Here is a 26,980-nt window from a genome sequence, read left to right as displayed (position 1 = left end):
GCATCTTTTTCTGTGACTGACTTAACCACACGATTCTTGCTGATCAGCGAAAAAAAGCGTATATGAAAACTCATACCTGATTGGAAATTTTTCACATATAAGATATCATATTCTTAACGGGGCTTGATCGTCATCAGTCTGCCGTTCCATGATATGGTATTTGGCCATTCTCGTCCATCCAATCGAAAACGCATCGGCTTGCTCTGAGAGATGACCCTGCCCCACCTCTTATAGTGCCTGCCGGGACGGACAGGTACTTTGATCTTATTAATGATCTTACTTATCAGTTCCATGATTTTTTGTATCTTTTTCTGGTTCTCATTGCGCATCCATCTCAATATTTTTTCGTCCCGAAGCAAATTATTGAGCTGTTTTCGGTTGATCTTATAACCATATTTGGTTTTTTTTGGATGATTTTCATACAATTCTTTATCCATCTCTTTTTGTACGATACCACTTAAATTATGAAACAGTACTTTTGCGTAGATTGAAGATCTCTCGCTGTCACATTCCTTGCTGAAATAGCGTTCCCATTCCTGATTGCTTTTCAAAATCTTGTAACTATTCTCAATATCCCAACGCCTGTTGTAAAGATAAACGATGTCACTTGAAGAAAACTCGTCTTTACTTAGGTTGGTAAAATACATTAGATCGACAGTGGTCGTCTGATTGTTTTTGTTCACGATATAGTGATACCTCACCACGCGAATCTTTATATAGGGATCTTTCGAAAACCGTTCTCTTGGCTGCTCATATTTCAATCGTTTCTGCCAGACCTTATCAACCTTTACTTTGATCCATTCATCATTTGATTTCATCTTCTCGATATAATGCTTAAAGAAATTGGATTTGGCCCGTATACAATATTTCAGGCCATGACTTTCTAAAATAGAAAATAATTCGACACTGTCATAATACCGGTCTGCCAGATAAATGCCTGGATATCCATTCATCAGAGATAAATATTTCAATTGTTCGATGGCAATAGGTATCTCCGAATCTTTAAATCTTTTCATCTGGAAATCGACGATCAATCCATTCGTCACATCATAAAGAGCAGCTGAACGGGATGTCGATTTTGCTGCTTGGAATGCATTGCGTGCATTTTGATTCTTGACGAATCCATACCGTTGAAGAGATTCATCCGTTTTATAGAGATTCAACGTTGTCCCATCTTCTGCCAACAGAAGATACCCTTTATAAGTCTTCACCAATTTCGATTGATAAAAACGTTCCGCCAATTTATGGATCAGAAGTTTAAAGACAGATGGATCTACTTTACGAATAGCTTTGAAAGCAGCTTGACGGCTGATTCGGCGAGCCGGCAACCCGATACAGGAATAATAATGACTTAATTCTGAACCAATACAATCCCGGTTACGAAAGATGAGGAAGAGAAGAACGTCATACCACGGAAACTTGTATCTGCGAATAAAATCATGGGGAGATTTACGAGCTGCCTCACGTACTTGTTCGGATTTGATAAAACGACCAAACCAGGAGAACAAAGAAGCAATAGATGTANAAAGAAGCAATAGATTCTTTATTGTTTTGTGTATTTCACCTTCTCTTTTAAAAAAGTTGCTTCAGGGTCCTTGGCAAAAGCCGCACGAAGATAAGGAAGATGTTTTGCATCAAATTGACCGAGCTTAACTACAACACGATGTTTAGAGACACCATTTTCATCACGGAAAGATTCGACAAGGTCACAGAAATAGGTCATTTTCTTACCCTTATTGTTTGGAATAACACGTACAAACATAGAAAGCCCTCCTTTATACTTAACTATATTATAAATTATAAAGGCTTATATATAAATATTTATAGTCTATATACTTAACTATAAATATATATTTTAGACATTTCTTTTAATTGTTTAAAAACTAGAAGGAAATAAAAAATGGTGTCAAACTAATCATTCTTAGGTTGACACCATTGGCCGTTTCAAACGGCGTTATTTTTATTGATTGGATGCTTGTTCCAATACTTCATAGCCAGCATCTTCCAATGCTTGACAAAGCTTTGATGGATCCGATGCATCACATCGAATGACGATCTTGGCTACTCCATCGGTATGAGAATACACACCTAAATTGAGAATATTCACATTTTGGGACACAAAAATTTTGGAAAGTGCACCAATGGCACCAATTTCATCTTTGACACAAACAGTAATACGCGATCCTTTTTGTCCCCAACCAAGCACATTCAAGAAACATTTGAAGACATCATTTTGTGTTAAGATACCGACAACTTTATGTTCTGGATTGACAACAGGCAGACAACCAATATCATGTTTCAACATTTTATCGGTCGCATCTTCCATCAAATCATCTTCATACGCATAAATAACATCTTTGACCATGACCGAATGCACCGTCGTTTTCGACAACAAATAATTCAATTCATAAATACTCAAACTCGTTGTTTGCGTACCGGAATTCGAAATCATTCCTTCGGTGATCAAGCCAACCAATTCATCATTTTTCACAACCGGTACACGATGGATATGTTTGGTATGCATTAAATCAATAATTTCTGAAATCGTGGCATCACTTTCGGTACAAATGACATCACTTGTCATGAAATCTTTTACTCTAAACATCTTATCCTCCTAAATATGCTTTCTGGACATTGGCACTATTCAACAATTCTTTACCACTGCCTTCTAGAACAATATTTCCTGTCTCTAATACATAGGCTTTATCGGCAATCGACAATGCCATCTTTGCATTTTGTTCGATCAAAAGAATTGTCGTACCATTTTTATTGATTTCTTCAATGATGGAAAATATCTCTTTAACCAAAATAGGTGCTAGACCCATACTTGGTTCATCCAGCAACAACAATTTTGGTTGTGCCATTAAAGCACGAGCCATCGCTAACATTTGTTGCTCTCCACCAGAAAGGGTGGCTGCATCCTGATTGGTACGTTCGCTTAATATTGGAAACAATTCATAACAACGTTGAAGATCTTTTTGAATGCCTTCTTTATCTTTTCGTAAAAAAGCACCCATCATTAAATTTTCATATACAGTCAGACCCGTAAAAATACGACGTCCTTCTGGAACTTGGATCAAGCCTTGTTCAACAATATTCTTCGCTTTGGCTTTTGTGATGTCATTGCCTAAAAACGCAATCGATCCACCACTCTTTTTAACGATACCACTGATAGCGTGCAACATCGTTGTCTTACCAGCACCATTCGCCCCAATCAAAGAAACGATCTTTCCTTGTTCTACTTGCAGGCTGACTCCTTTTAGAGCCTCAATGACACCATAATGGACATGTAGATCTTTTACTTCAAGCATTGCCATACTACATTTCCTCCCCTAAATAGGCTTTGATAACAAATGGATCCTTTTGGATTTCTTCCGGCGTACCGGACGCTATCAATTTTCCATAGTTCAAAACGTAAATACGTTCACAAATTTTCATGACCAGGGACATATCGTGTTCAATCAAAATGATTGTCAATTTATACTTATCACGAATATGATAGATCAACTCTGTCAAATCGGTCGTTTCTTGTGGATTCATACCGGCAGCCGGTTCATCCAAATATAAAATACGAGGTTGGATAGCCAAAGCACGTGCAATTTCCAAACGACGTTGTTCTCCATATGGCAAATTGGTAGCCATTTCATTTCGTTTGCCATATAAACCGACTTCTTTTAATAAATCACAAGCCTTTTCTTCAACCCATTTCTCTTCTGTGTAATAAATAGGTAAACGAAGAATGGCCGCAATCGTTCCATAGTGAATATTCTTATGCATAGCAACCTTGACATTTTCTAATACGGTCATGGTCTTAAACAAACGAATATTCTGGAAAGTACGTGCAACACCAAGGCTAGTAATCTTATATGGTTTCATGCCGCCGATTTGGATTTCTTGATTGTCTTTCACAAACTCGATCAATCCCGAACTTGGTTCATAAACACCTGTCAATAGATTGAATAAGGTTGTCTTTCCAGCCCCATTGGGACCGATTAGACCAATCAATTCGCCTTCTTTGATTTCCATATTGACATTGGATACAGCACATAGCCCACCAAAATTTTTGGTCAGATTCTTGACCGAAAGGATCGTCTCTGCCATTAGTCATTCCCCTTTCGTTCTAATAATTTCTTAAATGAAAATTCGCGATTTCCTAAGATACCTTGTGGACGGAAGATCATGATGGCGATCAAAGCTACTCCATAAATGATCATACGCAATTCTGCAAAGTTCTGTAAGACCATGTTCAAAAGGCCAATCGCAATGGCCGCAATCACACTGGATGTCATGGATCCCATACCACCAAAAACAACCATAACTAAGATATCGATGGATTTATTAAAGTTAAATTGTGTCGGTTTGATGATGTAGTAGTTACATGCGAATAAAGCACCTGCCAAACTCGCCAATAAGGCACCGATCACAAAGGCCAAAACTTTATATTTGGTTGTATTGATACCCATAGCTTCGGAAGCAATTTCATCTTCACGAATGGATAAACAAGCACGACCAGGCGCACTTCGCGTAAAGTTACAAACAACCAACAATGTAATCACAACACCAAGATATAATAATGGCCAAGTCGTCAATTTAGGAATACCACTTAAACCAGCAGCACCATTGGTAATCTTCATATTTTGAGCCATGATACGCACGATTTCAGCAAATCCTAACGTAGCGATGGCTAAATAGTCACCACGCAAACGAAGGGTTGGCACCGAAACGATAATTGCCAAAATGGCCGAAAGAACAAAACCAACCAAGATACCGATGATCAATCCACCAGTGGTTGGAATCATTTTTGTGATGATACCGGCACTATAAGCACCCACACACATAAAGCCAGCATGTCCCAAGGAGAATTGGCCACAAATACCAATGATCAAGTTCAAAGAAACAGCTAACATGATATTAATACAAATATCATATACAGTTACTTGATAATACAAGTTGATGATGCCGGTATTCATTAGGATCAAAAAGAAAAAATATACAGCGACCATTAAAATGGTCCATGCAAAATTCACTTTGGTCAATAAATGTCGCATCGTCTACACCTTCTCTCTTTCGTTCTTTCCTAATAAACCTTCTGGTTTAATGATCAAGATCAAAATCAAAATGACATAAACAATGGCATCTTTCCATAAGCTAGAGCCATACGCAACAACCATGGTTTCAGCAATACCAACAAAGAAACCACCAATCAAAGCACCCGGTACGCTACCAATACCACCGAATACAGCCGCAATGAAAGCTTTCAGACCTGGTGTAAATCCCATCAATGGATTCATCGTATTGTAGTAAACACCAACTAAGATTCCGGCAACACCAGCCAATGCCGATCCCAATAAGAATGTGAAAGAAATGGTTGCATCTACATTGATACCCATCAACTTAGCTGCATCTTCATCGACACTGACAGCTCGCATAGCACGTCCCATTCTGGTTTTTGAAATGATAAATTGAAGCAAAATCATCAAACAAATCGTAATGATAAAGATAAAGATTTGTTCTGAAGTAATGCGAAGACTACCCACATGAATCGCCGTATTTGGCAATAATTGAGGGAACTTGATCGGTTCTGCACCGACAAGATACTGGGTCGTGTATTCAATAAAATACGATACACCAATAGCAGTGATCAATGCTGCAATACGCGTCGCATGTCGCAAAGGACGATAGGCAATGCGCTCAACGATCACACCCAATACCCCACAGAATATCATTGTGATGACTAAAGCGATAAAAAAGACCCAAATACTTGGACCCGAAGTATATCCAAGTATTGCGGTTACGTAAAATGCACAATAAGCACCAAGCATATAGATATCACCATGTGCAAAGTTGATCAACTTGATGATGCCATATACCATGGTATATCCCAATGCGATCAGTGCATAGATACTTCCCAGCGATAACCCATTGATCAATTGTTGAATAAACTGGTTCATAATTTCTCCTCCCTTTTAAAAAGGGGAGCTTTGATCTCCCCCTTTGCATTTCTTACTTATCTGGTGTAATTGGAACAGCTTCTGTTTGTTTACCATTTACTTGGTTAACGACCATTACGGCTTTCACTGGTGAGTGTTTCTTATCAAACGTGAATGTACCAGTTACACCTGAGAATTTGATATTCTTAATTGCTTTTTGGAGCTTTTCACCACCAGCACCAGATTTATCCAATGCTTGCAATACTAAGTTCGTTGAATCGTAAGCTAATGCAGAGAACATGTTCGGATCGGTTCCATATTCATCGTGATACGCATTGATGAATTCTTTTAATTTATCCGAAGCATTTACTGTTGTATAAGCCGTTGTATAATAAACATCATTTAAGTTTTGCGCACCGGCTTGTTTAGCCAAAACTTCCGATTCAAAGCCATCAGCACCTAAGATTGTCGCATTGACACCTGCTTCTTTAGCTTGTTTAATGATCAAACCACATTCTGTATAGTAACCAGCTAAATACATTACATCAAAGTCTTGTTTCTGTACTTTTGTGATGATCGAAGCAAAGTCTGTATCACCTGCATTATAGGATTCTGTTGCGACAACTTCACCACCATATTTCTTGAATTTCTTTGTGAATGTATCCGCTAATCCTTTACCATAATCACTGACTTCATTGATAACAACCGCACGTTTCTTTCCTAAGTTTTCACTCGCAAATTTCGCCATTGCACTGGCTTGATAGGAATCTTCGAAACATACACGGAATGCATAATCATATACTTTACCATCATTCATCATGGCACCTTGTTGCGTTGCCGATGGTGAAATAACTGGAACTTTGTTGTCGGTTGCTGTTTGATATGTAGCAATCGAAGCACTCGAAGTTGCTGGACCAATCAAAGCAGCTACACCATCTTCCGTGATAAGTTTTTGAGCCGCTTTTGTACTTTCGGCTGCATCACCCTTATCATCCTGTGTTTCATATTTGATTTTATACTTGTGGCCTTTTTTGGCGTTATATTGCTTGATAGCTAGCTTAGCGCCGTTATATTCTGCCTTTCCATAACTGGCAACATTACCTGTCAACTCGAAGTTTAATCCAAGTTTTACCGTGTCACCTTTCTTATACGTTTGTGCTTGCGCACCACCGCCACTGGAACAACCAGCCAACATACTCGTTGCCATGGCAGCACTCGCTAAAAGCTTAATAAATTTGCCTTTCATAGCTGAGCCTCCTTCTCTTTCTCAATAGTTATTAAAATGATACAATTATTTTCATTTGGTTTCAACTACTAGAAAATTTTTTTCATTCCTTTACAATTTCCAAATCGAAATGGCAACAGAAGAAAAAATATCAATGGTATTGCTAACCATTGTCATCAATGGTCCATCTAAGATCCCCGAAGCAATCAAAAGGATAAAAACGATCATCATGACATTGGATCCCTGAGTAAAACGTAAATATTTATCCAATGGTAAAAACGCAAATAAGATCTTGGATCCGTCCAATGGTGGAATCGGCAATAAATTAAAGATACCAAAGCCAATGGATAATATCGCAATGGAACCAAGTAATGATAGGATAAAACTACTTTCAACACCTGCTTTTACACAGCCGTAGTAAATAAAGATGGCGACAAAAGCCAAAAGAAAATTGGCAATCGGACCGGCAAAGGCCGTCCATATCATACCGGTTTTTGGATCTTTATAATATCGCGGATCAACCGGTACCGGTTTGGCCCAACCAAATCGAAAAAACAAAAGACACAACAATCCTGCCCAATCAATATGAGCGAAAGGATTGAGTGTCAATCGTCCTTCTTCTTTGGCGGTTGGATCACCAAACCAATAAGAAACTAAACCATGGGCACTTTCATGAATGCCCATTGCTAGAATAACCGCGATAACACGAATAAGTATGGATTCAATTGACAAAGGATCACCTACACATTAAAGCGGAAATGGACTACATCGCCATCTTGCATCACATAGTCTTTCCCTTCCAAACGTAATCGACCTGCTTCACGAATGGCAGCTTCAGTTTCCAATTCATCAATATCATCAAAGGAGTATACTTCAGCACGAATAAAACCACGTTGAAAATCCGTATGAATGATACCAGCACATTCAGGTGCTTTCATTCCTTTTTTAAACGTCCAAGCTCGACATTCATCCGCTCCTGCTGTTAAGAAAGTTTGTAGATTCAATACCGCATAGGCTTTTTGGATCAAAGCATCCAAGCCACTATGTGGTAAGCCTAAATCATTTAAGAATTCATCTTTTTCTTCCGCAGATAAACTGGATAAATCTTCTTCAATCTTTGCACACAAAGGTACGATTTGGGCATTATCCTTTTCGGCATAGGCTTTTAAGGCTTGATAATATGGATTGGCTTCGGGATCGACAATACCTTCTTCATCCATATTGGCTACATAGATGACTGGTTTAGTACTTAAAAGATTGTATGTTTTTAAGAAAGCGGCTTGTTCATCATCCACTTCGACACTACGAGCGGGTTGTCCTTGTTCTAAGACCGCTTTTAATTTATTGAGAAGATCCATTTCTTCTAACGCATTTTTGGTCTTGGTCGTGATTGCTTTTCGTTCCACTTTCGAAATACGATTTTCTACGGTTTGAAGATCGGCCATGACCAATTCTAAGTTGATGATTTCCACATCACGTACGGGATCGATGGAATTTTCCACATGGGTGATATTGGCATCATCGAAACAACGTACGACATGACAAATCGCATCGGTCAAACGGATGTTCGATAAGAATTGATTTCCCAATCCTTCGCCTTTGCTGGCTCCTTTGACTAAACCAGCAATATCGGTAAATTCAAAAGTTGTATAAATCGTTTTTTTGGGATGAAACAATTCCACTAAACGGTCAATTCGATGGTCGGGTACTTCGACCACGCCCACATTGGGTTCAATGGTTGCGAATGGATAATTGGCCGCTTCCACTTGCGAATTGGTGATCGCATTAAATAAAGTAGACTTACCTACGTTTGGTAGGCCGACAATTCCTGCAGTTAATGACATAATTATTGATTTCCTTTCGATACAACGCGTTTTAAACGCTTTTCAAACTTTGAACGTGGCATTAAAACACTGGCGCCACAGCCTAGGCATTTGACTCGAATATCTGCACCCATACGTATGATCTTCCATTGTTTGGATTTATGACATGGATGCTCCTTCTTCATTTCGATGATATCACCTAGATCATAATTTTTTTCTTCCACGATTCTTATCCTCTTTCATGATTTCGATACGCTTCCAACGTATTAGAAAGCAACATGCATACGGTCATAGGTCCGACTCCTTTTGGTACAGGTGAAATGGCTGCTACTTTATCTTTCACATCATCAAAATCCACATCACCACATAGTTTACCATTTTCCATTCGGTTGATTCCTACATCAATCACGACAGCTCCTTCTTTGACCCAAGAAGACGTCACCATTTTTGGACGTCCCATCGCAACCACAAGAATATCGGCTTGTGAACAGATTGATTCAATATCCGGTGTTTTGGAATGAACGATGGTTACGGTCGCGTTTTGATTTTGCAGCAATAACGCAACCGGTTTTCCCACCAAATTGGAACGACCACAAACCACAGCTCGTTTTCCAGCTAAATTTTCTAGGCCAACTGACTTCAACATATACATAATACCTTTTGGGGTACATGGTACAAATCCAGGTCGACCGGTCAATAGATTTCCGGCATTGACGGGATGAAGTCCATCCACATCTTTTGACGGATCAATGGCCATAATGACAGAATCCGCATCCAAATGTTTTGGAAGTGGCAATTGAACGAGGATACCATCCACCTTTTCATCGGCATTTAATTTTTTGACCGTATCCAGTAGTTCTTCTTGCGAAATATTTCCATCCAATGTGATGGTTCGATTTTCCATGCCGACATTGATACAGGCATTGGCTTTCGATCGAACATATGATTGACTCGCTGGATTATCACCAACTAAAACAACAGCTAAAACGGGTAACCGTTTTCCTTCAGCTTTGATTTGATCCACTTCGGATCGAATCGTATCTTTTACTTCATTGGCTAATTCATTTCCCCAAATTGTTTTCATTTACATATCTCCTCACTGTCTAACACAATGGTCACTGGCCCATCGTTGCATAAATCAATTTTCATATTGGCACCAAACACGCCTGTTTCGACATGAATTCCTTGTGCTTGCATGGCTTGATTGAAATAATCATAAAGTGGAATCGCTAAATCGGGTTTGGCGGCTTTCACGAAACTAGGTCGGTTGCCTTTTTTACAATTGGCATACAAAGTAAATTGAGAAATCGATAAGATGGCTCCCCCAATCGTTTGCATCGACAAGTTCATTTTACCATTTTCATCTTCAAATACACGTAGATTGATGATTTTATGGATTATTTTATCAACGATCGTTTGGGTATCATCGGGTGCAAAACCAACCAAGATAAGAAATCCTTGTTGAATACTTCCTGTGACTTGTCCATCAATGGTACAGGAAGCATGCGATACTCTTTGAACAACTACGCGCATTCTTCCTCCAAAAGACATATGCTCATCGCAACCATGCCTTCTTCCTTTCCCACAAATCCCATTTTTTCGCCGCGTGTGGCTTTAATTGAAATTTGATCAACAGAACAATGTAAACAGTCCGCCAAATTTTGTCGCATCTGCTGAATATATGGGGCCATTTTTGGCTTTTCAGCTAAAATGGTTGCATCCACATTGCCTACATGATACTTCCTTTCTTTCATCATTTCATAGATCTTAGCTAGGATCTTCATACTATCGATATCTTTATATTTTGGATCTGTATCCGGAAAATGCTTTCCCAGATCGCCCAGAGCCAATGCGCCTAAGATGCTTTCACCAATCGCATGAACCAAAACATCAGCATCCGAATGTCCCAATAATCCTTGATCATGGGGAATGGAAACACCACCTAAAATCAATGGTCTTCCACTAACCAGTTGATGAATATCAATGGCTTGACCAATTCGCATAAAATTTTTCCTCTCCATTTCTTATATTTGCGTTCACCTTTATTTTGTGTGTTCGCTTTTCAATTTTTTCATAATTCTAATGATACCACAATCCAGGCACAAAAAAAGCCTGGGTGTTACCAGGCTAAATAGATTATTGATTAATGGCAATATAATACTGTGTTCCCGATGGAACATCAATATTGGAAGCAGCGACATTTGCGGTATAGCCCCAACCACCATTGACAACCGTATCATTACCAACATAAACGGCAATATGATCTGGTACTACGACACCTTCGGAACCGGCACGGCCATCATTCGCATAATAAACCAAGTTACCAGGTTGCAACAAAGAGCGATCTGTAAATACTGTACCTAAGCTTTGGTATTGATCTGGCCAGTATACACCATATACTTCACTACCAGCAGCGGCATTCAATGCATCCGTTGCCGTATTTGTACACCATTCATGTTCACCAATTTCAGCTAATGCAGCTTGCGCTACACGTTCATTGAATGAACTATTTTGTGTTGTTGTATTGGTAGGTGTTGTAGGCGTTGTTGTCTGTGTATTATCAACAGGTGTTGTAGGTTGTGCAGGCGTTGTTGTCTGCGTATTATCAGCAGGAGCTGTTGGTTGTGCAGGTGTTGTTGTCTGCGTGTTATTTGCAGGTGCTGCAGGTTGTGTAGGTGTTGTTGTCTGCGTATTTGTAGGTGTCGTTGTTTGCGTATTATCGACTGTAGTTGTAGGTTGTTGTACAACGGTTGTCGTTTCTTCCTTGACTGGTGTTGTAGCTGTATTTTGTGTATTATCAGCTACAACTGTTACGACATCAGAAGTAGAAGCAGCTTTTTCTAATACATCTGCAGTATCTGCTTTCTTCGTTTCATCAACAACAGTTGCGACCTTTGTATCAGCAACATCTGTTTGATCTACAGATGCTGAGGCTTTTGCACTCTCAGCTACATTATTTGATTCTGTATCTACAGCTTCTACAGTAGATGCTTTAACACTGTCAGCAACTGTAGCTACAGTATCATCAGAAAGTGCAGTAGCACTAGCATTATATGTTTTTTCTGTATCTGCTTTTCCATCTTTATCTAGATAAATGGATTTTTTGTTTGAAGTAATCCAACTATTTTTTGCGATTGTATGATCTTTTTTTACATATTTGTCACCATGCCATCCAGGTTGTGATTCCATGGCGTAGATTGTACCAACAACTGGAAGTGCAGAGGCTACACACAAGATTGCGGCGACTTTTTTTCCATTATTTTCTACAAAATTCATATATTCAACCTCCCATCGGTTTAAAATTGTACAACAATAATTTAACATAGATAGACAATGTTTGCAAGTTGACTAAGACTCCCACAAGTTGACTTTTGACGAAAAATTGTTGATAAAGCAAAGAAAAAAAGCGAACTCGGCAATTTACCAAGTCCGCCACATTTTATTATCATTAACTATTTTGTTTTTTCAATGATTTCGATGAAGCTATCTTCTTTTAAAGAAGCACCACCAATTAAGGCACCATCGATATCTGGTTGAGCCATATATTCTTCTACGTTATTTGGTTTTACACTTCCACCATATTGAATACGTACTTCATCAGCTGCTTGATCACCAAACAATTCACGAACAGTATCACGAACTGTCTTGCAGCAATTTTCAGCGATTTCAACCGAAGCACTCTTACCTGTACCAATTGCCCAAATTGGTTCATAAGCGATGACCATTTTTGCTACAGCTTCTGGAGCTAGATCAGCTAAAGAACCTTTCAATTCATCTTTGATGACTTGTGCAGATTGACCAGCATCGTATTGTTCTTCTGTTTCACCAATACATAAAATAGGTGTAATACCAGCTTTGATCAAACGATGTGCTTTTTTGTTGACTGTTTCATCTGTATCACCAAACATTTGACGACGTTCAGAGTGACCAATGATACACCATTTGATTCCTAATTCTTCCAACATTGGAACAGATACTTCACCAGTGAAAGCACCAGAATCTTCAAAGTGACAGTTTTCAGCAGCAACGATCAAATTTTTTGCGTTGTCTAAAGCTGTACGTAAATCAGTGAATGGAGCACCGATTCCATATGTAGCTGTATCTGTTGCGGCAACAGCATCTACTTTTTCAAAGAATGCTTTTGTTTCCGCATTGTTTTTATTCATTTTCCAGTTTCCAACAATAATTGGTTTTCTTGCCATGATCTATTCTTCTCCTTTAATAATTAGTCTTTATCGCTAATAATTGCGATACCTGGTAATGTTTTACCTTCCATATATTCTAGTGAAGCCCCTCCACCAGTCGATACATGAGAGAATTTATCAGCATATCCTAATTGTTTTGCGGCAGCTGCTGAATCTCCACCACCAATGACAGTGATTGCATCTGGTAATTCAGAAATGGCTTTACAAATTTCTTCTGTACCTTTCGCAAATTTCTTCATTTCGAATACACCCATTGGTCCATTCCATACAACGGTCTTGGCACCAGCCAATGTTTGTTTGAACAATTCAACTGTTTTAGGACCAATATCCAATCCTTGCCATCCATCAGGAATTTCACCTGCATCAGCATATTTTGTGTTTGCATCTTCAGAGAATGCATCCGCAATGACATTATCAACTGGTAATACCAATTTGTCGCCAGCTTTTTCTAAGTATTCTTTTGCCAAATCAATCTTATCTTCTTCGACTAAAGAATCACCAATCTTACCACCTTGTGCAGCAGAGAATGTATAAGCCATTCCACCACCGATGATAACTTTGTCGGCTTTCTTCAATAAGTTATCAATAACATCGATCTTACTAGAAACTTTTGATCCACCAATGATAGCAACGAAAGGATGAAGAGGATTATCCACTGCTTTACCTAACATTGTAACTTCTCGTTCTACCAAGAAGCCAATTCCATTTTCTTTCAAATTTGTTGGGATACCAACGGTAGAAGCATGTGCTCTATGAACCGATCCAAAAGCATCTTCCACAAATACATCACCTAAGCTTGCCCAATATTTTCCTAATTCAGGATCGTTCTTGGATTCACCTGGTTCATAACGTGTATTTTGAACAACTAAGATTTCGCCATCTTTCATAGCAGCTACGGCATTTTCCAATGTAGCTCCTCTTGTTTCAGGACAGAAAGTTACTTTTGTATCAGGCAATAATTCTTGTAAACGAACAGCAGCACATTCCAAATTGTTTTTTGCTTTGTCTTCTTCTGTTTTTACTTTACCTAAATGTGAGAATAATACGACTTTCGCATTGTTTTCAACTAAATACTTAATGGTTGGCAATGCCATTTGGATACGGTTATCATCCGTAATCACACCATCTTGTCTAGGTACGTTGAAGTCAACACGTACAAGGACCTTTTTACCATTTACATCAAGGTCTTTTACAGTTCTTTTTGCCATTTAAACTCCTCCTACTGTATAAATATGCGTATTTATTATAACACTTGATTTTTGGTTTTCCTAGAAGTTAGTGTAAAAATTCACAAAAAGAAAAAGAGGAGCCATTTTCACTCCTCCTCGATCCATGCATGAACACACCAAATAATATCAATTACACAACCAATGATACATAGTATATCCAATTGCCAAGCTAAGCTTGGCTGCTTATGTATCATCCAGGCATAACCAATGATCTGGAATAAAATCAAACACGCAAAGACAATATTGACACAAATCAATCCCCTATATAACTTCATGGTATCCCCTAAACCATAATCCCCTTTCTTACAGAGAAAATAACACAAGACCTATCATTTGTGAATACAAAATTTACTTATGATATTGACGATGATGATTGATCATAAACGCCCGATACACCTGTTCTAAAACCAGTATTCTTGTCATCAAATGGGTAAATGTGAGATCTGATAATTTCCAACGAAAATTGGCACGATCCACCAAATCTTTCGAAGGCCCCAGTGAGCCCGCAATCACAAATACCAGATGAGCCCCTTGATCTTGCCATCTTTGTAGTTTATGTGCAAATTCTACACTATCTAGCATCTTTCCATGTAGATCCAAAAGAATCACCCAATCGGAAGGTTTGATCTTTTCTAATACCCTCTCCCCTTCCTTTTCTTTGATCAAGTCGACTTCTTTTTCACGATCTGTATGCATATTTGGCTCATCTTTTACTTCAATGATCTCCATTGTATCAAACGATGATAAGCGCTTTATATATTCTTTCTGTAACTGTTGTAGACTACGATCCTTATTCTTGCCAATGGCAATCAGACGCATTAAATCTGCGCCTCAGCCGGGAACTGACGAGTCAAAGCAACAACTTCTTTACGTACGCTCTTTGCATAGTCTTCATCATCATGATCTAAAACATCAACGATCCAATGAATGACTTTTTCAAATTCAGCTTCTTTGAAACCACGTGAAGTCATCGCAGCAGCTCCAATACGTAAACCAGAAGTCACAAATGGTTTTTCCGTTTCAAATGGAATGGTATTTTTATTGACCGTAATACCAGCTAGATCCAATAAATATTCACCACGCTTACCAGTCATACCCTTTGATCCTTTTAAGTCAACCAATAATAAATGGTTATCACTACCACCAGAAACCAAACGATAACCAGCTTCTTGGAAGCCTTTGACCATCACTTGAACATTCTTTAATGTTTGTTCCATATATTCTTTAAAACTTGGTTGCATAGCTTCATATAAACATACACCCTTGGCAGCAATGACATGTTCCAATGGACCACCTTGTAGACCAGGGAATACCGAAGAATTCAATTTCTTACCAAATTCTTCTTTACAGAAAACCATACCACCACGAGGACCACGCAATGTTTTATGCGTAGTTGTCGTCACAAAATCCGCATAAGGAATTGGACTTGGATGCAAACCACACGCAACCAAACCAGCAATATGAGCCATATCCACCATTAAATATGCACCACATTTGTGTGCAATTTCACCAAAACGTTTAAAATCAATAATACGTGGATATGCCGAAGCACCCGCAACGATCAATTTTGGTTTAATGATCATGGCCATATGTTCCAATTCATCGTAATCAATCAATTCGGTTTCCTTATTTACATTGTATTCAATAAAATGATACAACTTACCCGAAAAGTTTACACCCGAACCATGTGTCAAATGACCGCCAGATGTTAAGTTCATACCCATCACAACATCACCGGGTTGTAAAATGGCATTGTAGACCGCCATATTGGCTTGTGCTCCAGAATGTGGCTGCACATTCACAAATTCAGCACCAAACAATTTCATGGCACGATCCTTCGTTAATTGTTCCGCTTTATCGACATTGACACAACCACCATAATAACGATGACCAGGCAGACCTTCTGCATATTTATTGGTCAATACGGAACCCTGTGCTTCACGCACTTCTCTTGATACAAAGTTTTCACTCGCAATCAATTCTACATTGTCCAATTGACGTTGTTCCTCTTGGGCAATGATATCAAACATTTCATTATCTCTCATCGAAATGACCTCCATGTATGTCTATTATAACTGATTCCATTTCTTCTGTCTTTGTAAATTTCATTGAAAACAAGCATCAAAAAAATCTAATTATTTTTAATTCTAAATTAAGCTGAAAGGTGTAATATGCAGTATATGAATAAACAAATAAAAAAAATACTCATCGTTTTACTTTGTCTTGTTTGGGTCATTGGCATTGGTGTCATTCGCTATATCCACTACCAAAACAGTGCCATTGTTATATGTATTGATGCAGGACATGGTGGTTATGATACCGGTGCCATTGCTGCCGATGGCACCTATGAAAAATCACTTACGCTAGCCTATGCCAAACAAATCGGTACATATTTAGAAGCTTCCGACGAAAACATTCGCGTGGTTTATACCCGAACATCCGATACCGTTTCATGGCCATCGAATGTATCAAAAGATCTAAAAGCCCGTGTTCAATATACGAAAGATGAAGAGGCCGATTATTATTTATCCATTCACTTTAATTCGGCCGATGCTTCCGCTTATGGTTACACAGCCTATGTCAAATGTGACGATAAAGCATCCAAAGCCATTTATAAAACCATGGCCCAAAACTTATCGAAATCCGGTTGGGAATATGATCGTGGCATTGAAACTACAACCAACTATCCATTATATGTCGTAGATAACTTATCTATTCCATCCATGTTGGTCGAAGTTGGTTTCATCACAAACAAAAATGAACTACAAGACTTAGAACAATCCACCTATCGTAAAACCATTTGTAAAGCCATTGCCAATGCTTATATTTCCTATATACAAAAACAATCAGATGACTAAAACAACGTCATCTGATTTTCTTCATCTAATCCTTCGGTTACCCCCATACTGTCCATGGTCTTTAATAACGAACTTGATAATTGGGTACGATTGATCAAATCTTCTTTTGATAAGAAAGGACGTTCATTACGTGCTTTCACGATGGATCGACCAACGTTGGCACCCAAACCATCCAAAGCCGTAAATGGCGGAATGATACTCTTTTCATCATCAGGATCTTGAATGAAATCGGTCGCATCACTTCGGGTGATGCTCATATTCGAAAACCGATAACCCCGACAGAACATCTCTAAAGCCAACTCCAACGTTGAATAAATATCCCGATCTTTTTTCGTTACTTCTTTTGGCGCTTCTTTTTCTTTCTTCTTGATCTCTGTCATTTTCTGACGAATAGCCTGTTCGCCACTGATCATGGTCGCAATGTCATACGCATCACAACGAATACTAAAGAACATACAATAATATGCAATTGGACGATGCACCTTGAACCAAGCAATGCGCACAGCCATCATGACATAGGCCACCGCATGTGCTTTTGGGAACATGTACTTGATCTTCAAACAAGAATCAATGAACCAATCCGGCACGTTACAAGCCTTCATTTCCTTGATCCATTCATCTTTCAAGCCTCTTCCTTTACGCACAAACTCCATGATCTGGAAAGCCAATTTTGGCTTCATACCATAACCCATCAGCTGCACCATGATATCATCACGACAACCAATGACTTCACTTAATTTACAGGTTCCTGCATCAATCAAAGATTCCGCATTACCTAGCCATACATCGGTACCATGACTCAAACCTGAAATTGTAACCAACTCCGAAAATGTCGTTGGTCGAGTTTTTTCCAAGATACCACGTACAAATGGCGTACCAAATTCGGGAATACCCGCGGCCCCCGTAATTTGATCGTAGCGTGTTGTATCGATATGTAAAGATTCCACCGAACTAAAAATAGCCATTGTCTCTTTATCATTCATTGGTAACGTCGTAACATCGATACCCGTTATATTTTCCAACATCTTCATGGCCGTTGGATCGACATGACCTAAAATATCGAATTTCAAGATATTATCATGAATCTGATGGAAATCAAAGTGAGTAGTCAACCATGTCGCATGGGGATCATTGGCTGGATATTGTACTGGCGTAAAATCATGGATATCCATATCTTCTGGAACTACGATAATACCCGCCGGATGCTGACCCGTTGTTCGTTTCACACCTTCACAACTCTTGGCCAGATCAACACGTTTGACATCCGGAAATGGTTCAATTTCCATTTCTTCTTCATATCCTTTGACATATCCATATGCGGTCTTTTCTGCAACCGTACCAACGGTTCCGGCACGAAAGGCATGATCCGCTCCAAATACTTCCTTACAATAATTATGAGCCACCGGTTGATAATCGCCACTAAAGTTCAAATCAATATCAGGAACTTTGTCACCTTCAAATCCTAAGAACGTTTCAAACGGAATATCCTGGCCATCCCCTTTCATTGGATGATGGCAGACAGGACATTCTTTATCCGGTAAATCAAATCCCGAACTTACCGTTCCTTCTTCTAGGAATTCATAATGATGACAATGGGGACAATAATAATGCGGAATCAAAGGATTGACTTCGGTAATACCCGACATCGTAGCCGCAAAAGAAGAACCTACCGAACCTCGGGAACCAACGATATAGCCATCATCATTACTTTTCTTAACCAATAAGTGGGAAATATAGTAAACCACATAATAGCCATGTCCAATGATACTATCCAATTCACGTGTTAATCGTTTTTCAACAATGTCTGGTAACGGATTTCCATACATTTCATGCGCTGTCTTAAAACAAATATCCCGCAATTTTTGATCCGATCCCTCAATTTCTGGTGGATATAATTTATCATGGATGGGGAAGATTTCATCACACATTTCCTTTAAATGTTTAGGGTTAGCGATCACATATTCATAGGCTTTCTCTTCACCCAACCAACTCATTTCCTTCAACATTTCATCGGTCGTACGCAAATGTTGATTCGGTGCTGAAGACATCTTGCGTTTCTGGGCATTAAAGACATACAAAGGATGGCGTTGACCCCCAATGGCTTTGGCATTGATATAAATATCACGAATGCGTTTATCGTGTGGTTCCACATAATGCGCATCACTGGATGCAATGACCGGAATTCCCATCTCTTCGGCTTTATCAATAATGAAATGTAAGATTTTTTTCAGATCCTCTACCGAATGGATGGCATGACGATCCAATAAATTCCGGTAACAATCCAATGGTTGAATTTCCACATAGTCATAGAAAGACAAAGCCGTTTCTAATTCCGCTTCGCTTCGTGTATGTGCTAAATCAAAAATTTCGCCATTTTGACAACTTGTACCAAACAGTAAATTTCCCTTTTCATGATATTTTTTAAGTTCATGTTTTACGATACGCGGATGCGCTAAACTTGAATTGGAATTTTTATTGTATGCCAAATACTTCGTATGCGACATCGTCACCAATTCAAACAATTCTTTTAGACCTGCTTTATTTTTGGCAAATACCGTAATATGACTTGGATGTTTCTTAAACCATTTATCTGTACTTGAAATGTGTTCTAAGGTATCCAATGTCGCATCGGATCCCCATTCATTCCACATACAACAGAAACAACGACTTAATACTTCTGCATCGTAATCGGCTCGATGGGCGCCTTCCCCATCATAGGCCACACCATAATGACGACATACCGCACCCAATCGGTAGCCTTTCATGTCCATCATCAATTGGGCTAAAGGTAAGGTATCGATCATGGGATTGGTCATTTCGGGTTTACCACAAGCTCGACAAGCGGCATTCATAAATCCCAAGTCAAAGGAACCATTATGGGCGACTAAAACGGCATCCCCGATCCAATCTAATAATTCATCCAGTACTTGATCGATGGGTTTCGCATTTTCAACATCTTTTTGGGTAATATGCGTTAAATTTGAAATATCGGCAGGAATCGCCATCTGGGGATTAATAAACAATTGTTTTCGATCCACTACTTCGCGATTGACCATTTTCACCGCACCAAATTCAATGATCTTATCCAATCGTTGTGATAAACCCGTGGTTTCCAAGTCAAATGAAACAATAGTTGTTTGTTCCAATGGTCGATGGTCGTTATTGGTCACCACTTGGAAATGGGTATCAATCATATTCATTTCACAGCCATACAACATCTGAAAATGACGATTGGGATCTTGTTTGGTCAAGGCTTCTACTTTATGTTGAGCAAATGGGAATGCCTGCACGACATCATGATCACAAACGCCAACGGCTTCCATGCCCCAGTCATAGGCGGTTTGAATATAGTTTTCAATGGCAGCGACACCATCCATTTCACTAAAATTCGAATGTACATGCCATTCAATTCGTTTTTCTTTGGAAGTGTCTTCTCGTTTTTTTGCCGGAATGACTTCCAATTTAGAAATCATAAAACTATCACATTTGGAATAGTTATCGTAAACCACTTCTCCCGTTAGCCGTACCGTCTGTCCATTTTTTACGGCATTGATCTCATCGATAGAGCATCGTTTGCCTTCGAATCGTTTGGCAACGATCGCATCTTGATAATCACTGATATACAATTCCTGTAACGTTCGTTTGGATTTCAATAACCGATTTTCAACCGAAAAGATATGTCCTTCAATGGCCACACTACGCATCCCGACACGCAAATCACCAATGGATGAAAAAACCACATCTTTTAGATATTTATTATTTTTGGGGGTTGATACAACCGGTTTTGCGATCTTTGGCAACGCTATTTCCTTGGTTTCAATCTCTTCTTCGTCTTCACGGAATCGACAAACAAAGTCCATCGAGATTCCATATGTTTCCAACGCTTTTTCCAGTTGTGGTAAGCCACGCTTCAATTGTGCCAAACGACTTTCATCATTGGTCGCAAAACAAACCACTTCATTTTCCATAAATGGATGTAAATATGTGAAAGCCTGGTATTCATGATGATGAGCTACGATTCGTTCAACATAAAGATCTAAATCACTCATGGTACATTTTGGATCCTGGGCTTGGATACGCAGATCAATATCGGTATGTAAAGCTAGCTTTAGTTCATGACAAGTTTGTCGATAGACTTCAAAAGGTAAAACATGATTAATTTGAATCGATAGCTCCAAACAATTTTGGACCGAATGATAGATGGGAGACTGAAAGCTTTGGGCTTTTTCAAAGTAAGGCAAAATTTCTTGGGATAGACACTTGCCTAAGAGTTCATACATATCGGACATGTTCTACCTCTACTTCGCCATTTTTTCAAAAGCATCTTTTGCCGCTTTTTGTTCCGCCTTTTTCTTGGTTCCTGATGTTCCTTTTCCTAATAAGATATCATCCAAATAGACCCCCATGGTGAAGGTAGGTGCATTGCTTGGCCCCGTTTCTTCCAACAAACGATATTGAATCGTTTTACGACTATCTGCTTGGATCACTTCTTGAAGATGGGTTTTATAATCCGTCACATCTTCACTTTTTGGTTGTGAGAATTCGGGTTTCATCACTTTCGTTAAAATTTCATCACAAACCGCATAGCCTTGATCCAAATAGATAGCACCAATGCAAGCTTCAAATTGATCCGCCATGATGGATCGACGATGCCGACCACCCGTTTTGATTTCACCAGCACCTAAGCGTAAAAATTCATACCAACCCAATTGATCATTTAATTTGGCAAGTGTTGCTTCACAAACCGTTTGTGCTCGTAAAGTAGTCATTTGTCCTTCATGCAGTTTGGGACGCATGTGAATCAATTGATCCGAGCTCCAGATTTGCAGCACCGCATCGCCCATGAATTCCAATCGTTCATTATTATCAATGGGATCTTTGGCATGTTCATTCGCATAGCTCGAATGTGTACATGCTTCTATATATAAATCTTCATTATTGGTTTGATAGCCTTGGCTATGCATCCATTCACTCAATGTTTTCATGGTATCCTCCTTTTAGATCCATCCGTACACAATCGGGTACGAAGGCAGATATATCTAAATGATAACGTAATAACTCGCGCACATTGGAACTAGAACAAAACATATGTTCTGGTTTGGTGAAAAGACAAATCGTTTCGATACTGTCATCAATCGAACGATTCATTGCAGCCATATTCAATTCGTATTCAAAATCTTGACTATTGCGCATGCCTCGAATCAAATATTTCGCATGCACTGATTTTGCGGCATCCACTGTCAATCCCTTTTGAATGCGACAAGACACATTTTTATAAGGAATGCAAGCTTGTTCCAACCATGCTAATCGTCTTTCGGCTGTAAATACTTGATGTTTTTCTGAGTTTGGTGCAACAAAAACATACAATTGATCAAATAGTTTACTGGCCCTTTCAATCAGATCCATATGACCATTCGTAACAGGGTCAAATGCACCACAAAAAATAGCTGTAGGCATGCTTAATTCTCCTTTCGATAATAGGTAATTTTGGTGTTGCGATAGGTTTTGGTTTTCCAAATCACAAAATCGACAATTTGTTCTGGAAACGTATCTTTCTCATCACTTTCCACGACGATGATCGATGTATCTTTTACCAATTGATGATGACACAATTGTTCAATCAACATTACATTTTTTTGTTTGGCATAGGGAGGATCAATATAGATCAAATCAAAGGGTTTTGTCAATCGATCCAATACCGCAAAGATATTTCCACGAATGATCTGACATTGCGCCCCAACCTGTAACATGGCCACATTTTTTTTGATTGTTTGGATAGCTTTTGTGCTTGTATCCACACAAACGACTTCATCCATACCACGCGATAGAGCCTCCAATGCCATATTGCCCGTTCCGCTGTAACAATCTAAAAAGCGTCCGCCATCAAAGTGATTGCCCAAACTGGAAAAGATAGCTCCTTTGACTTTATCGGCCGTTGGCCGTGTCCCTTGACCGGGAACGCTTTCCAATTTTCGAGAACCATATTTTCCACTGACGATTCTCATAAATGCATCTCCTTGGCACGGATATAGCGAATACAACTTTGACAAATCCCCAAAGCCATGCAGACCGACATCAAACTCGATCCACCACTGGAAATAAATAATAAAGGAACACCGGTAAATGGCATCAGAGCCGTAACCCCACCCACATTTAAGAAAAAGTGCATAAATATATAGGTAGCCGTTCCCCCTAGAATGACTTTATAAGCCAGATCATTGGTTCGAAATGCATAATACAATAAACGCCCCAATAAAAAGACATACATTAAAATAATAAGACCAAAACCAATAATGCCTGTTTCTTCCAAGACAACCGCTAGAATATAGTCATTATCCGCTTGGGTCAAATACCCATATTTACGACTGGATTCACCCAATCCTTTACCAATCACGTTAGAAGAACCTATCGCATAGAGTGAGTTAGCTGGTTGATACCCTTCTCCATAAATATCATTGTAGGGATTTTTCGCATTTTCAATACGAGTCGCAACATGAGAAAAAGGTGTTTGAGCAATAATATTGGTACCAATATTTGTCACAAAAAAGAGACCAACCCCTAAGACAACCAATACCAACAAGGCAACAATGATTCGATTTTGTGTTTTCTTTAATACCGGAAACGTGGGAATTTCCACACAGGCCAGATAGGTCATGGCTAGAATGGATAAGGTTCCTAAGTCTTTTTGCAGGACCAATTCCATGGCAAACAAAACGATCATGATATTGGGAACTTTAAAAAGATCGTTAAAAGAGTGTAAGAGCTCTTTTTCTTTTTTCGTTCGATTGATGGCATTCGCAGCTAATAGGACCATAAAAGGTTTGATAAATTCAGCCGGTTGGATAGAAAAGCTACCCAATCGAATCCAGGCATGAGAACCGCCAGAAGCACTAAATAAAAAAGGGAGCAACATCAATCCAAGAAAAAACACCGACAACAAAGGTTGCAGACGATTAAACAAACGAAATGAAAAATATTTTGAAAAGAAATACATGATACCTAAACTAATGATACAAAACATGGCTTGGTGGGCAATGGTTCGCCAAACAATATTGGTATCGGATGTAGTTTGACCTACATCCGTAGAAACAATCATGATACTGCCAAAAACCATGAGTGCCAAAACAACTCGAGTCAAATTTCGATCAGTTGAAATTTTACGAATCCGATCCATACATCCTCCTTCAGTAACAATCATTCTAACATATTTAAACATAGCTCGTTCAAATAAATTGTCAGGAAGCAAAATTTGCTTTAGAATAAAAGCGAAGGTGAGAAGATGAAACTAACAATGGAAGATATTATCTTGGATTCCGATCCAAGAATACGTGAAAAAAGTCAACCGGTCGATCTACCGCTATCGGATGAGAATAGAGAACTGCTCCAAGCCATGTTGCAGTATGTGCGTGATTCGCAAGACGATGAAATTGCGCAGGCTGAAAATCTTCAGCCAGCCGTTGGCATTGCCGCCATTCAATTAGGAATCCCTAAACAAATGATCGCGGTCGTAGTTCCGGAAGAAGATGGTGTTCATGAAGTCGCGCTAGCGAATCCCAAGATCATTTCGGAATCCGTGCAAAATGGATACTTAAATGGTGGTGAAGGTTGTTTATCTGTGAAAGAAGAGCATCCAGGTCATGTCTTCCGTCATGCGCGAATCAAAGTTCGTGGCTATGATTTGATTCAAGATAAAAAAACCGTCATTTCGGCCAATGGTTATTTTGCGATTGCCCTCCAACACGAGATTGATCATTTATCGGGCATCTTATTTTATGATCGCATTGATGCCAATGATCCTTGGAAGAAAGATCCAGAAGCAGAAGTCATTTAATTCTGCTTTTTTTTCGGCTATACTTGGTATAAAATTAATACAAAAGAAAGAGGTCAACATGCCAAAACTACAAGACTATAATAATCGGCATGCGATCAATCGAAAAACATATTCGGTAGAAAAAAACGACACTTTGATCTATGCCCTAGGTGGCTTAGGCGAAGTAGGAAAGAACATGTACTGCTTCGAACACGACAATGAAATCTGTATCATTGATTGTGGCGTTTTATTTCCTGACGATGATTTACTGGGCGTCGACTATGTGATTCCGGATTATCATCATTTGATTCGCATGAATAAAAAACACAAGATTCTTGTGATCACCCATGGTCACGAAGATCATATTGGAGGAATTCCTTTTTTATTAAAACAAGTAAAGATCGATGCGATTTATGCGCCTCGTTTTGCGAAAGCACTAATATTAAAGAAATTAAGTGAACACAAAGGTCTAGAGCACACCAAAATCATTGAAGTCAATGAAGATTCCAATATTCAAACGAAATATTTCCAAATTGGCTTTTTTAATACGATTCATTCCATTCCCGATTCCTTGGGTGTTTTGATTAACACGCCCAATGGTCGTGTCGTCGAAACGGGTGATTTCAAATTTGATTTCACACCAGTGGGTACGAATGCTGACTATCAAAAAATGGCCTTTATTGGTGCAAGCCAACCGGATTTATTAATGAGTGATTCGACCAATTCGGGAGTAGAAGAAATGTCTATTTCGGAACGTGTTGTTGCCAAAGAAGTATTAGACATTATGCGCAACAATACAGAGAGTCGTTTGATCGTCGCAACATTTGCATCCAATGTGTATCGGGTCGCGCAAATTATGGAAGCTGCGGTCAAGTGTCATCGAAAGGTGATCGTCTTTGGTCGAAGCATGGAAAATGTCGTTGATATTGGTCGTAAGATGGGTACGATCAAGATTAAAAATTCGCAAATGTTGAAACCAGAAGAACTGTCTCATACACCAGATGATAAGGTTTGTATTATTTGTACAGGATCGCAAGGAGAGCCATTGGCTGCCTTAAGCCGCATTGCGAATGGAACCCATAAACATATTCACTTAAAACCAGGAGATACGATTGTTTTCTCTTCGAATCCCATTCCGGGTAATGAAGACAGTGTCAATCGAGTTGTCGATAACTTATTTAGAGCTGGTGCAAAAGTTTTAACCAAATCCATTTTGAATAACTTGCATACAACAGGCCATGCTTCGCAAAAGGAACAAAAACTGATGATCCAATTGATCAAGCCAAAGTATTTCATGCCTGTGCATGGTGAATTTAAGATGTTGATGCATCATCGTCAAACCGCAATCGATACCGGTATACCACCTGAAAATACGTTTATTTGTGCTAATGGTGATATCTTGATCTTACGAGACCATCAAGTCTTACCAAGTAATTGGCGTTTTCAAGGTGATGATATTTATGTGGATGGTAATGATGTATCGGGTCTTTCAACAGCGGTTTTAAAAGATCGTCGGATCTTAGCCGAAAATGGTATGGTCGCTGTTGTGATTGCCATTGATTCCAAAACCAATACTTTATTAGCACCGCCTGTCATCTTATCAAGAGGTTTTGTTTTCATTAAAGATTCGCAAGGATTGATGAAAGAAGCAAGCTTTATCGTTGGTAAGTCTTTACAGGAGAAGATGAAAGAAAAAACAACGTTTGGTGAATTAAAGAATTGTGTGCGTTCCACATTGGAGCCTTTCTTATATAAGAAGACCAATCGAAATCCAATTGTGATTCCCGTCATCATCAATTCCAGAAAAACGATGGAGGAATTAGCGAAAAAGCGAAAAGCCCATCGTTCCAAACCAAGAGAAAAAGTGAAAGAAGATTAGCTATAATCTTCTTTTTTTGAT

The 26,980-nt window shown here is 39.0% G+C and carries 28 protein-coding genes; 3 read left to right on the top strand and 25 right to left on the bottom strand.

Translation table 11 applies throughout. The features are described 5' to 3' along the window. Positions 1–113: 113 nt before the first annotated feature. The 20 genes from EDX97_RS01435 to glyA form a co-directional block, all read right to left on the bottom strand. Entirely contained in the window at positions 114–1,508 is a 1,395-nt protein-coding gene (locus tag EDX97_RS01435) for an IS4 family transposase (RefSeq protein ID WP_183164219.1), read from the bottom strand. A gap of 35 nt (positions 1,509–1,543) precedes the next feature. Beyond that, positions 1,544–1,762 (bottom strand): hypothetical protein, encoded by a 219-nt coding sequence (locus tag EDX97_RS01430; RefSeq protein WP_128519420.1) that lies wholly within the window; start codon positions 1,760–1,762, stop codon positions 1,544–1,546. A gap of 198 nt (positions 1,763–1,960) precedes the next feature. Next, positions 1,961–2,605: a CBS and ACT domain-containing protein gene (locus tag EDX97_RS01425; RefSeq protein WP_128519419.1), complete on the bottom strand. Its 645-nt coding sequence runs from the start codon at positions 2,603–2,605 to the stop codon at positions 1,961–1,963. A 1-nt stretch (position 2,606) separates the two neighbouring features. After that, the gene (locus tag EDX97_RS01420; RefSeq protein ID WP_128520007.1) at positions 2,607–3,311 is read right to left on the bottom strand and encodes an ABC transporter ATP-binding protein; all 705 of its coding nucleotides are present in this window, start codon (positions 3,309–3,311) and stop codon (positions 2,607–2,609) included. A gap of 7 nt (positions 3,312–3,318) precedes the next feature. Further along, the gene (locus EDX97_RS01415) at positions 3,319–4,101 is read right to left on the bottom strand and encodes an ABC transporter ATP-binding protein (RefSeq protein ID WP_128519418.1); all 783 of its coding nucleotides are present in this window, start codon (positions 4,099–4,101) and stop codon (positions 3,319–3,321) included. Then, positions 4,101–5,048: a branched-chain amino acid ABC transporter permease gene (locus EDX97_RS01410; protein ID WP_128519417.1), complete on the bottom strand. Its 948-nt coding sequence runs from the start codon at positions 5,046–5,048 to the stop codon at positions 4,101–4,103. Before EDX97_RS01410 ends, EDX97_RS01415 begins: the two co-directional genes overlap by 1 nt. Positions 5,049–5,051: 3 nt before the next feature. Then, on the bottom strand, positions 5,052–5,951 hold the full coding sequence (locus EDX97_RS01405; protein ID WP_128519416.1) for a branched-chain amino acid ABC transporter permease: 900 nt from the start codon (positions 5,949–5,951) through the stop codon (positions 5,052–5,054). Positions 5,952–6,003: 52 nt separating this feature from the next. Next, complete coding sequence (locus tag EDX97_RS01400) at positions 6,004–7,176, bottom strand: ABC transporter substrate-binding protein (RefSeq protein ID WP_128519415.1); 1,173 nt, start codon at positions 7,174–7,176, stop codon at positions 6,004–6,006. 90 nt (positions 7,177–7,266) lie between these two features. Next, positions 7,267–7,887, bottom strand: coding sequence for a site-2 protease family protein (locus EDX97_RS01395; protein ID WP_245977975.1), 621 nt, complete (start codon positions 7,885–7,887; stop codon positions 7,267–7,269). Between the two features lie 8 nt (positions 7,888–7,895). Further along, complete coding sequence (gene ychF, locus EDX97_RS01390) at positions 7,896–8,999, bottom strand: redox-regulated ATPase YchF (protein WP_128519414.1); 1,104 nt, start codon at positions 8,997–8,999, stop codon at positions 7,896–7,898. 2 nt (positions 9,000–9,001) lie between these two features. Beyond that, positions 9,002–9,202, bottom strand: a complete 201-nt coding sequence (locus tag EDX97_RS01385) for a DUF951 domain-containing protein (RefSeq protein WP_128519413.1) — start codon at positions 9,200–9,202, stop codon at positions 9,002–9,004. Positions 9,203–9,207: 5 nt separating this feature from the next. Further along, positions 9,208–10,062: a bifunctional methylenetetrahydrofolate dehydrogenase/methenyltetrahydrofolate cyclohydrolase FolD gene (gene folD / locus EDX97_RS01380; RefSeq protein WP_128519412.1), complete on the bottom strand. Its 855-nt coding sequence runs from the start codon at positions 10,060–10,062 to the stop codon at positions 9,208–9,210. Then, a complete protein-coding gene (dtd, locus tag EDX97_RS01375) occupies positions 10,059–10,511 on the bottom strand; it encodes a D-aminoacyl-tRNA deacylase (protein ID WP_128519411.1) in 453 nt (150 codons plus the stop codon). Before dtd ends, folD begins: the two co-directional genes overlap by 4 nt. Then, entirely contained in the window at positions 10,502–10,981 is a 480-nt protein-coding gene (gene ispF / locus EDX97_RS01370) for a 2-C-methyl-D-erythritol 2,4-cyclodiphosphate synthase (RefSeq protein ID WP_128519410.1), read from the bottom strand. Before ispF ends, dtd begins: the two co-directional genes overlap by 10 nt. Positions 10,982–11,114: 133 nt before the next feature. Beyond that, entirely contained in the window at positions 11,115–12,254 is a 1,140-nt protein-coding gene (locus tag EDX97_RS01365; protein WP_128519409.1) for a hypothetical protein, read from the bottom strand. A 176-nt stretch (positions 12,255–12,430) separates the two neighbouring features. After that, positions 12,431–13,180 (bottom strand): triose-phosphate isomerase, encoded by a 750-nt coding sequence (gene tpiA / locus EDX97_RS01360; protein ID WP_128519408.1) that lies wholly within the window; start codon positions 13,178–13,180, stop codon positions 12,431–12,433. A 23-nt stretch (positions 13,181–13,203) separates the two neighbouring features. Further along, positions 13,204–14,391, bottom strand: a complete 1,188-nt coding sequence (locus tag EDX97_RS01355; protein ID WP_128519407.1) for a phosphoglycerate kinase — start codon at positions 14,389–14,391, stop codon at positions 13,204–13,206. A gap of 107 nt (positions 14,392–14,498) precedes the next feature. Continuing rightward, positions 14,499–14,687: a hypothetical protein gene (locus tag EDX97_RS01350; protein ID WP_128519406.1), complete on the bottom strand. Its 189-nt coding sequence runs from the start codon at positions 14,685–14,687 to the stop codon at positions 14,499–14,501. A gap of 73 nt (positions 14,688–14,760) precedes the next feature. Continuing rightward, a complete protein-coding gene (locus EDX97_RS01345) occupies positions 14,761–15,231 on the bottom strand; it encodes a 23S rRNA (pseudouridine(1915)-N(3))-methyltransferase RlmH (RefSeq protein ID WP_128519405.1) in 471 nt (156 codons plus the stop codon). Continuing rightward, entirely contained in the window at positions 15,231–16,457 is a 1,227-nt protein-coding gene (gene glyA / locus EDX97_RS01340) for a serine hydroxymethyltransferase (RefSeq protein WP_128519404.1), read from the bottom strand. Before glyA ends, EDX97_RS01345 begins: the two co-directional genes overlap by 1 nt. Before the next feature lie 135 nt (positions 16,458–16,592). Here glyA and EDX97_RS01335 point away from each other — a divergent pair, with 135 nt between their 5' ends. After that, positions 16,593–17,270 (top strand): N-acetylmuramoyl-L-alanine amidase, encoded by a 678-nt coding sequence (locus EDX97_RS01335; protein ID WP_183164218.1) that lies wholly within the window; start codon positions 16,593–16,595, stop codon positions 17,268–17,270. Here EDX97_RS01335 and EDX97_RS01330 read toward each other — a convergent pair. Genes EDX97_RS01330 through EDX97_RS01310 form a run of 5 tightly spaced genes read right to left on the bottom strand, consistent with a single transcriptional unit; the run spans position 17,267 to position 24,444 of the window. Then, complete coding sequence (locus tag EDX97_RS01330; RefSeq protein ID WP_420884671.1) at positions 17,267–21,559, bottom strand: PolC-type DNA polymerase III; 4,293 nt, start codon at positions 21,557–21,559, stop codon at positions 17,267–17,269. The two genes, EDX97_RS01335 and EDX97_RS01330, sit on opposite strands and share 4 nt — an antisense overlap. 9 nt (positions 21,560–21,568) lie before the next feature. Next, positions 21,569–22,255: a ribonuclease III gene (gene rnc / locus EDX97_RS01325; protein ID WP_128519402.1), complete on the bottom strand. Its 687-nt coding sequence runs from the start codon at positions 22,253–22,255 to the stop codon at positions 21,569–21,571. Next, on the bottom strand, positions 22,239–22,727 hold the full coding sequence (gene coaD / locus EDX97_RS01320; protein ID WP_128519401.1) for a pantetheine-phosphate adenylyltransferase: 489 nt from the start codon (positions 22,725–22,727) through the stop codon (positions 22,239–22,241). Before coaD ends, rnc begins: the two co-directional genes overlap by 17 nt. 2 nt (positions 22,728–22,729) lie before the next feature. Further along, a complete protein-coding gene (gene rsmD / locus EDX97_RS01315; protein WP_128519400.1) occupies positions 22,730–23,275 on the bottom strand; it encodes a 16S rRNA (guanine(966)-N(2))-methyltransferase RsmD in 546 nt (181 codons plus the stop codon). Continuing rightward, positions 23,272–24,444, bottom strand: a complete 1,173-nt coding sequence (locus tag EDX97_RS01310; RefSeq protein WP_183164217.1) for an FtsW/RodA/SpoVE family cell cycle protein — start codon at positions 24,442–24,444, stop codon at positions 23,272–23,274. Before EDX97_RS01310 ends, rsmD begins: the two co-directional genes overlap by 4 nt. Before the next feature lie 105 nt (positions 24,445–24,549). On the opposite strand from EDX97_RS01310, the gene def reads away from it, so the two are divergent. Continuing rightward, positions 24,550–25,101: a peptide deformylase gene (gene def / locus EDX97_RS01305; protein WP_128519398.1), complete on the top strand. Its 552-nt coding sequence runs from the start codon at positions 24,550–24,552 to the stop codon at positions 25,099–25,101. Between the two features lie 58 nt (positions 25,102–25,159). Then, the gene (locus tag EDX97_RS01300) at positions 25,160–26,959 is read left to right on the top strand and encodes a ribonuclease J (protein WP_128519397.1); all 1,800 of its coding nucleotides are present in this window, start codon (positions 25,160–25,162) and stop codon (positions 26,957–26,959) included. The last annotated feature ends 21 nt before the right edge of the window (positions 26,960–26,980 follow it).

This window comes from Absicoccus porci, from assembly GCF_003725415.1.
Lineage (GTDB): Bacteria > Bacillota_I > Bacilli_A > Erysipelotrichales > Erysipelotrichaceae > Absicoccus > Absicoccus porci.
This window is presented reverse-complemented; position numbering and strand designations above follow the sequence as displayed.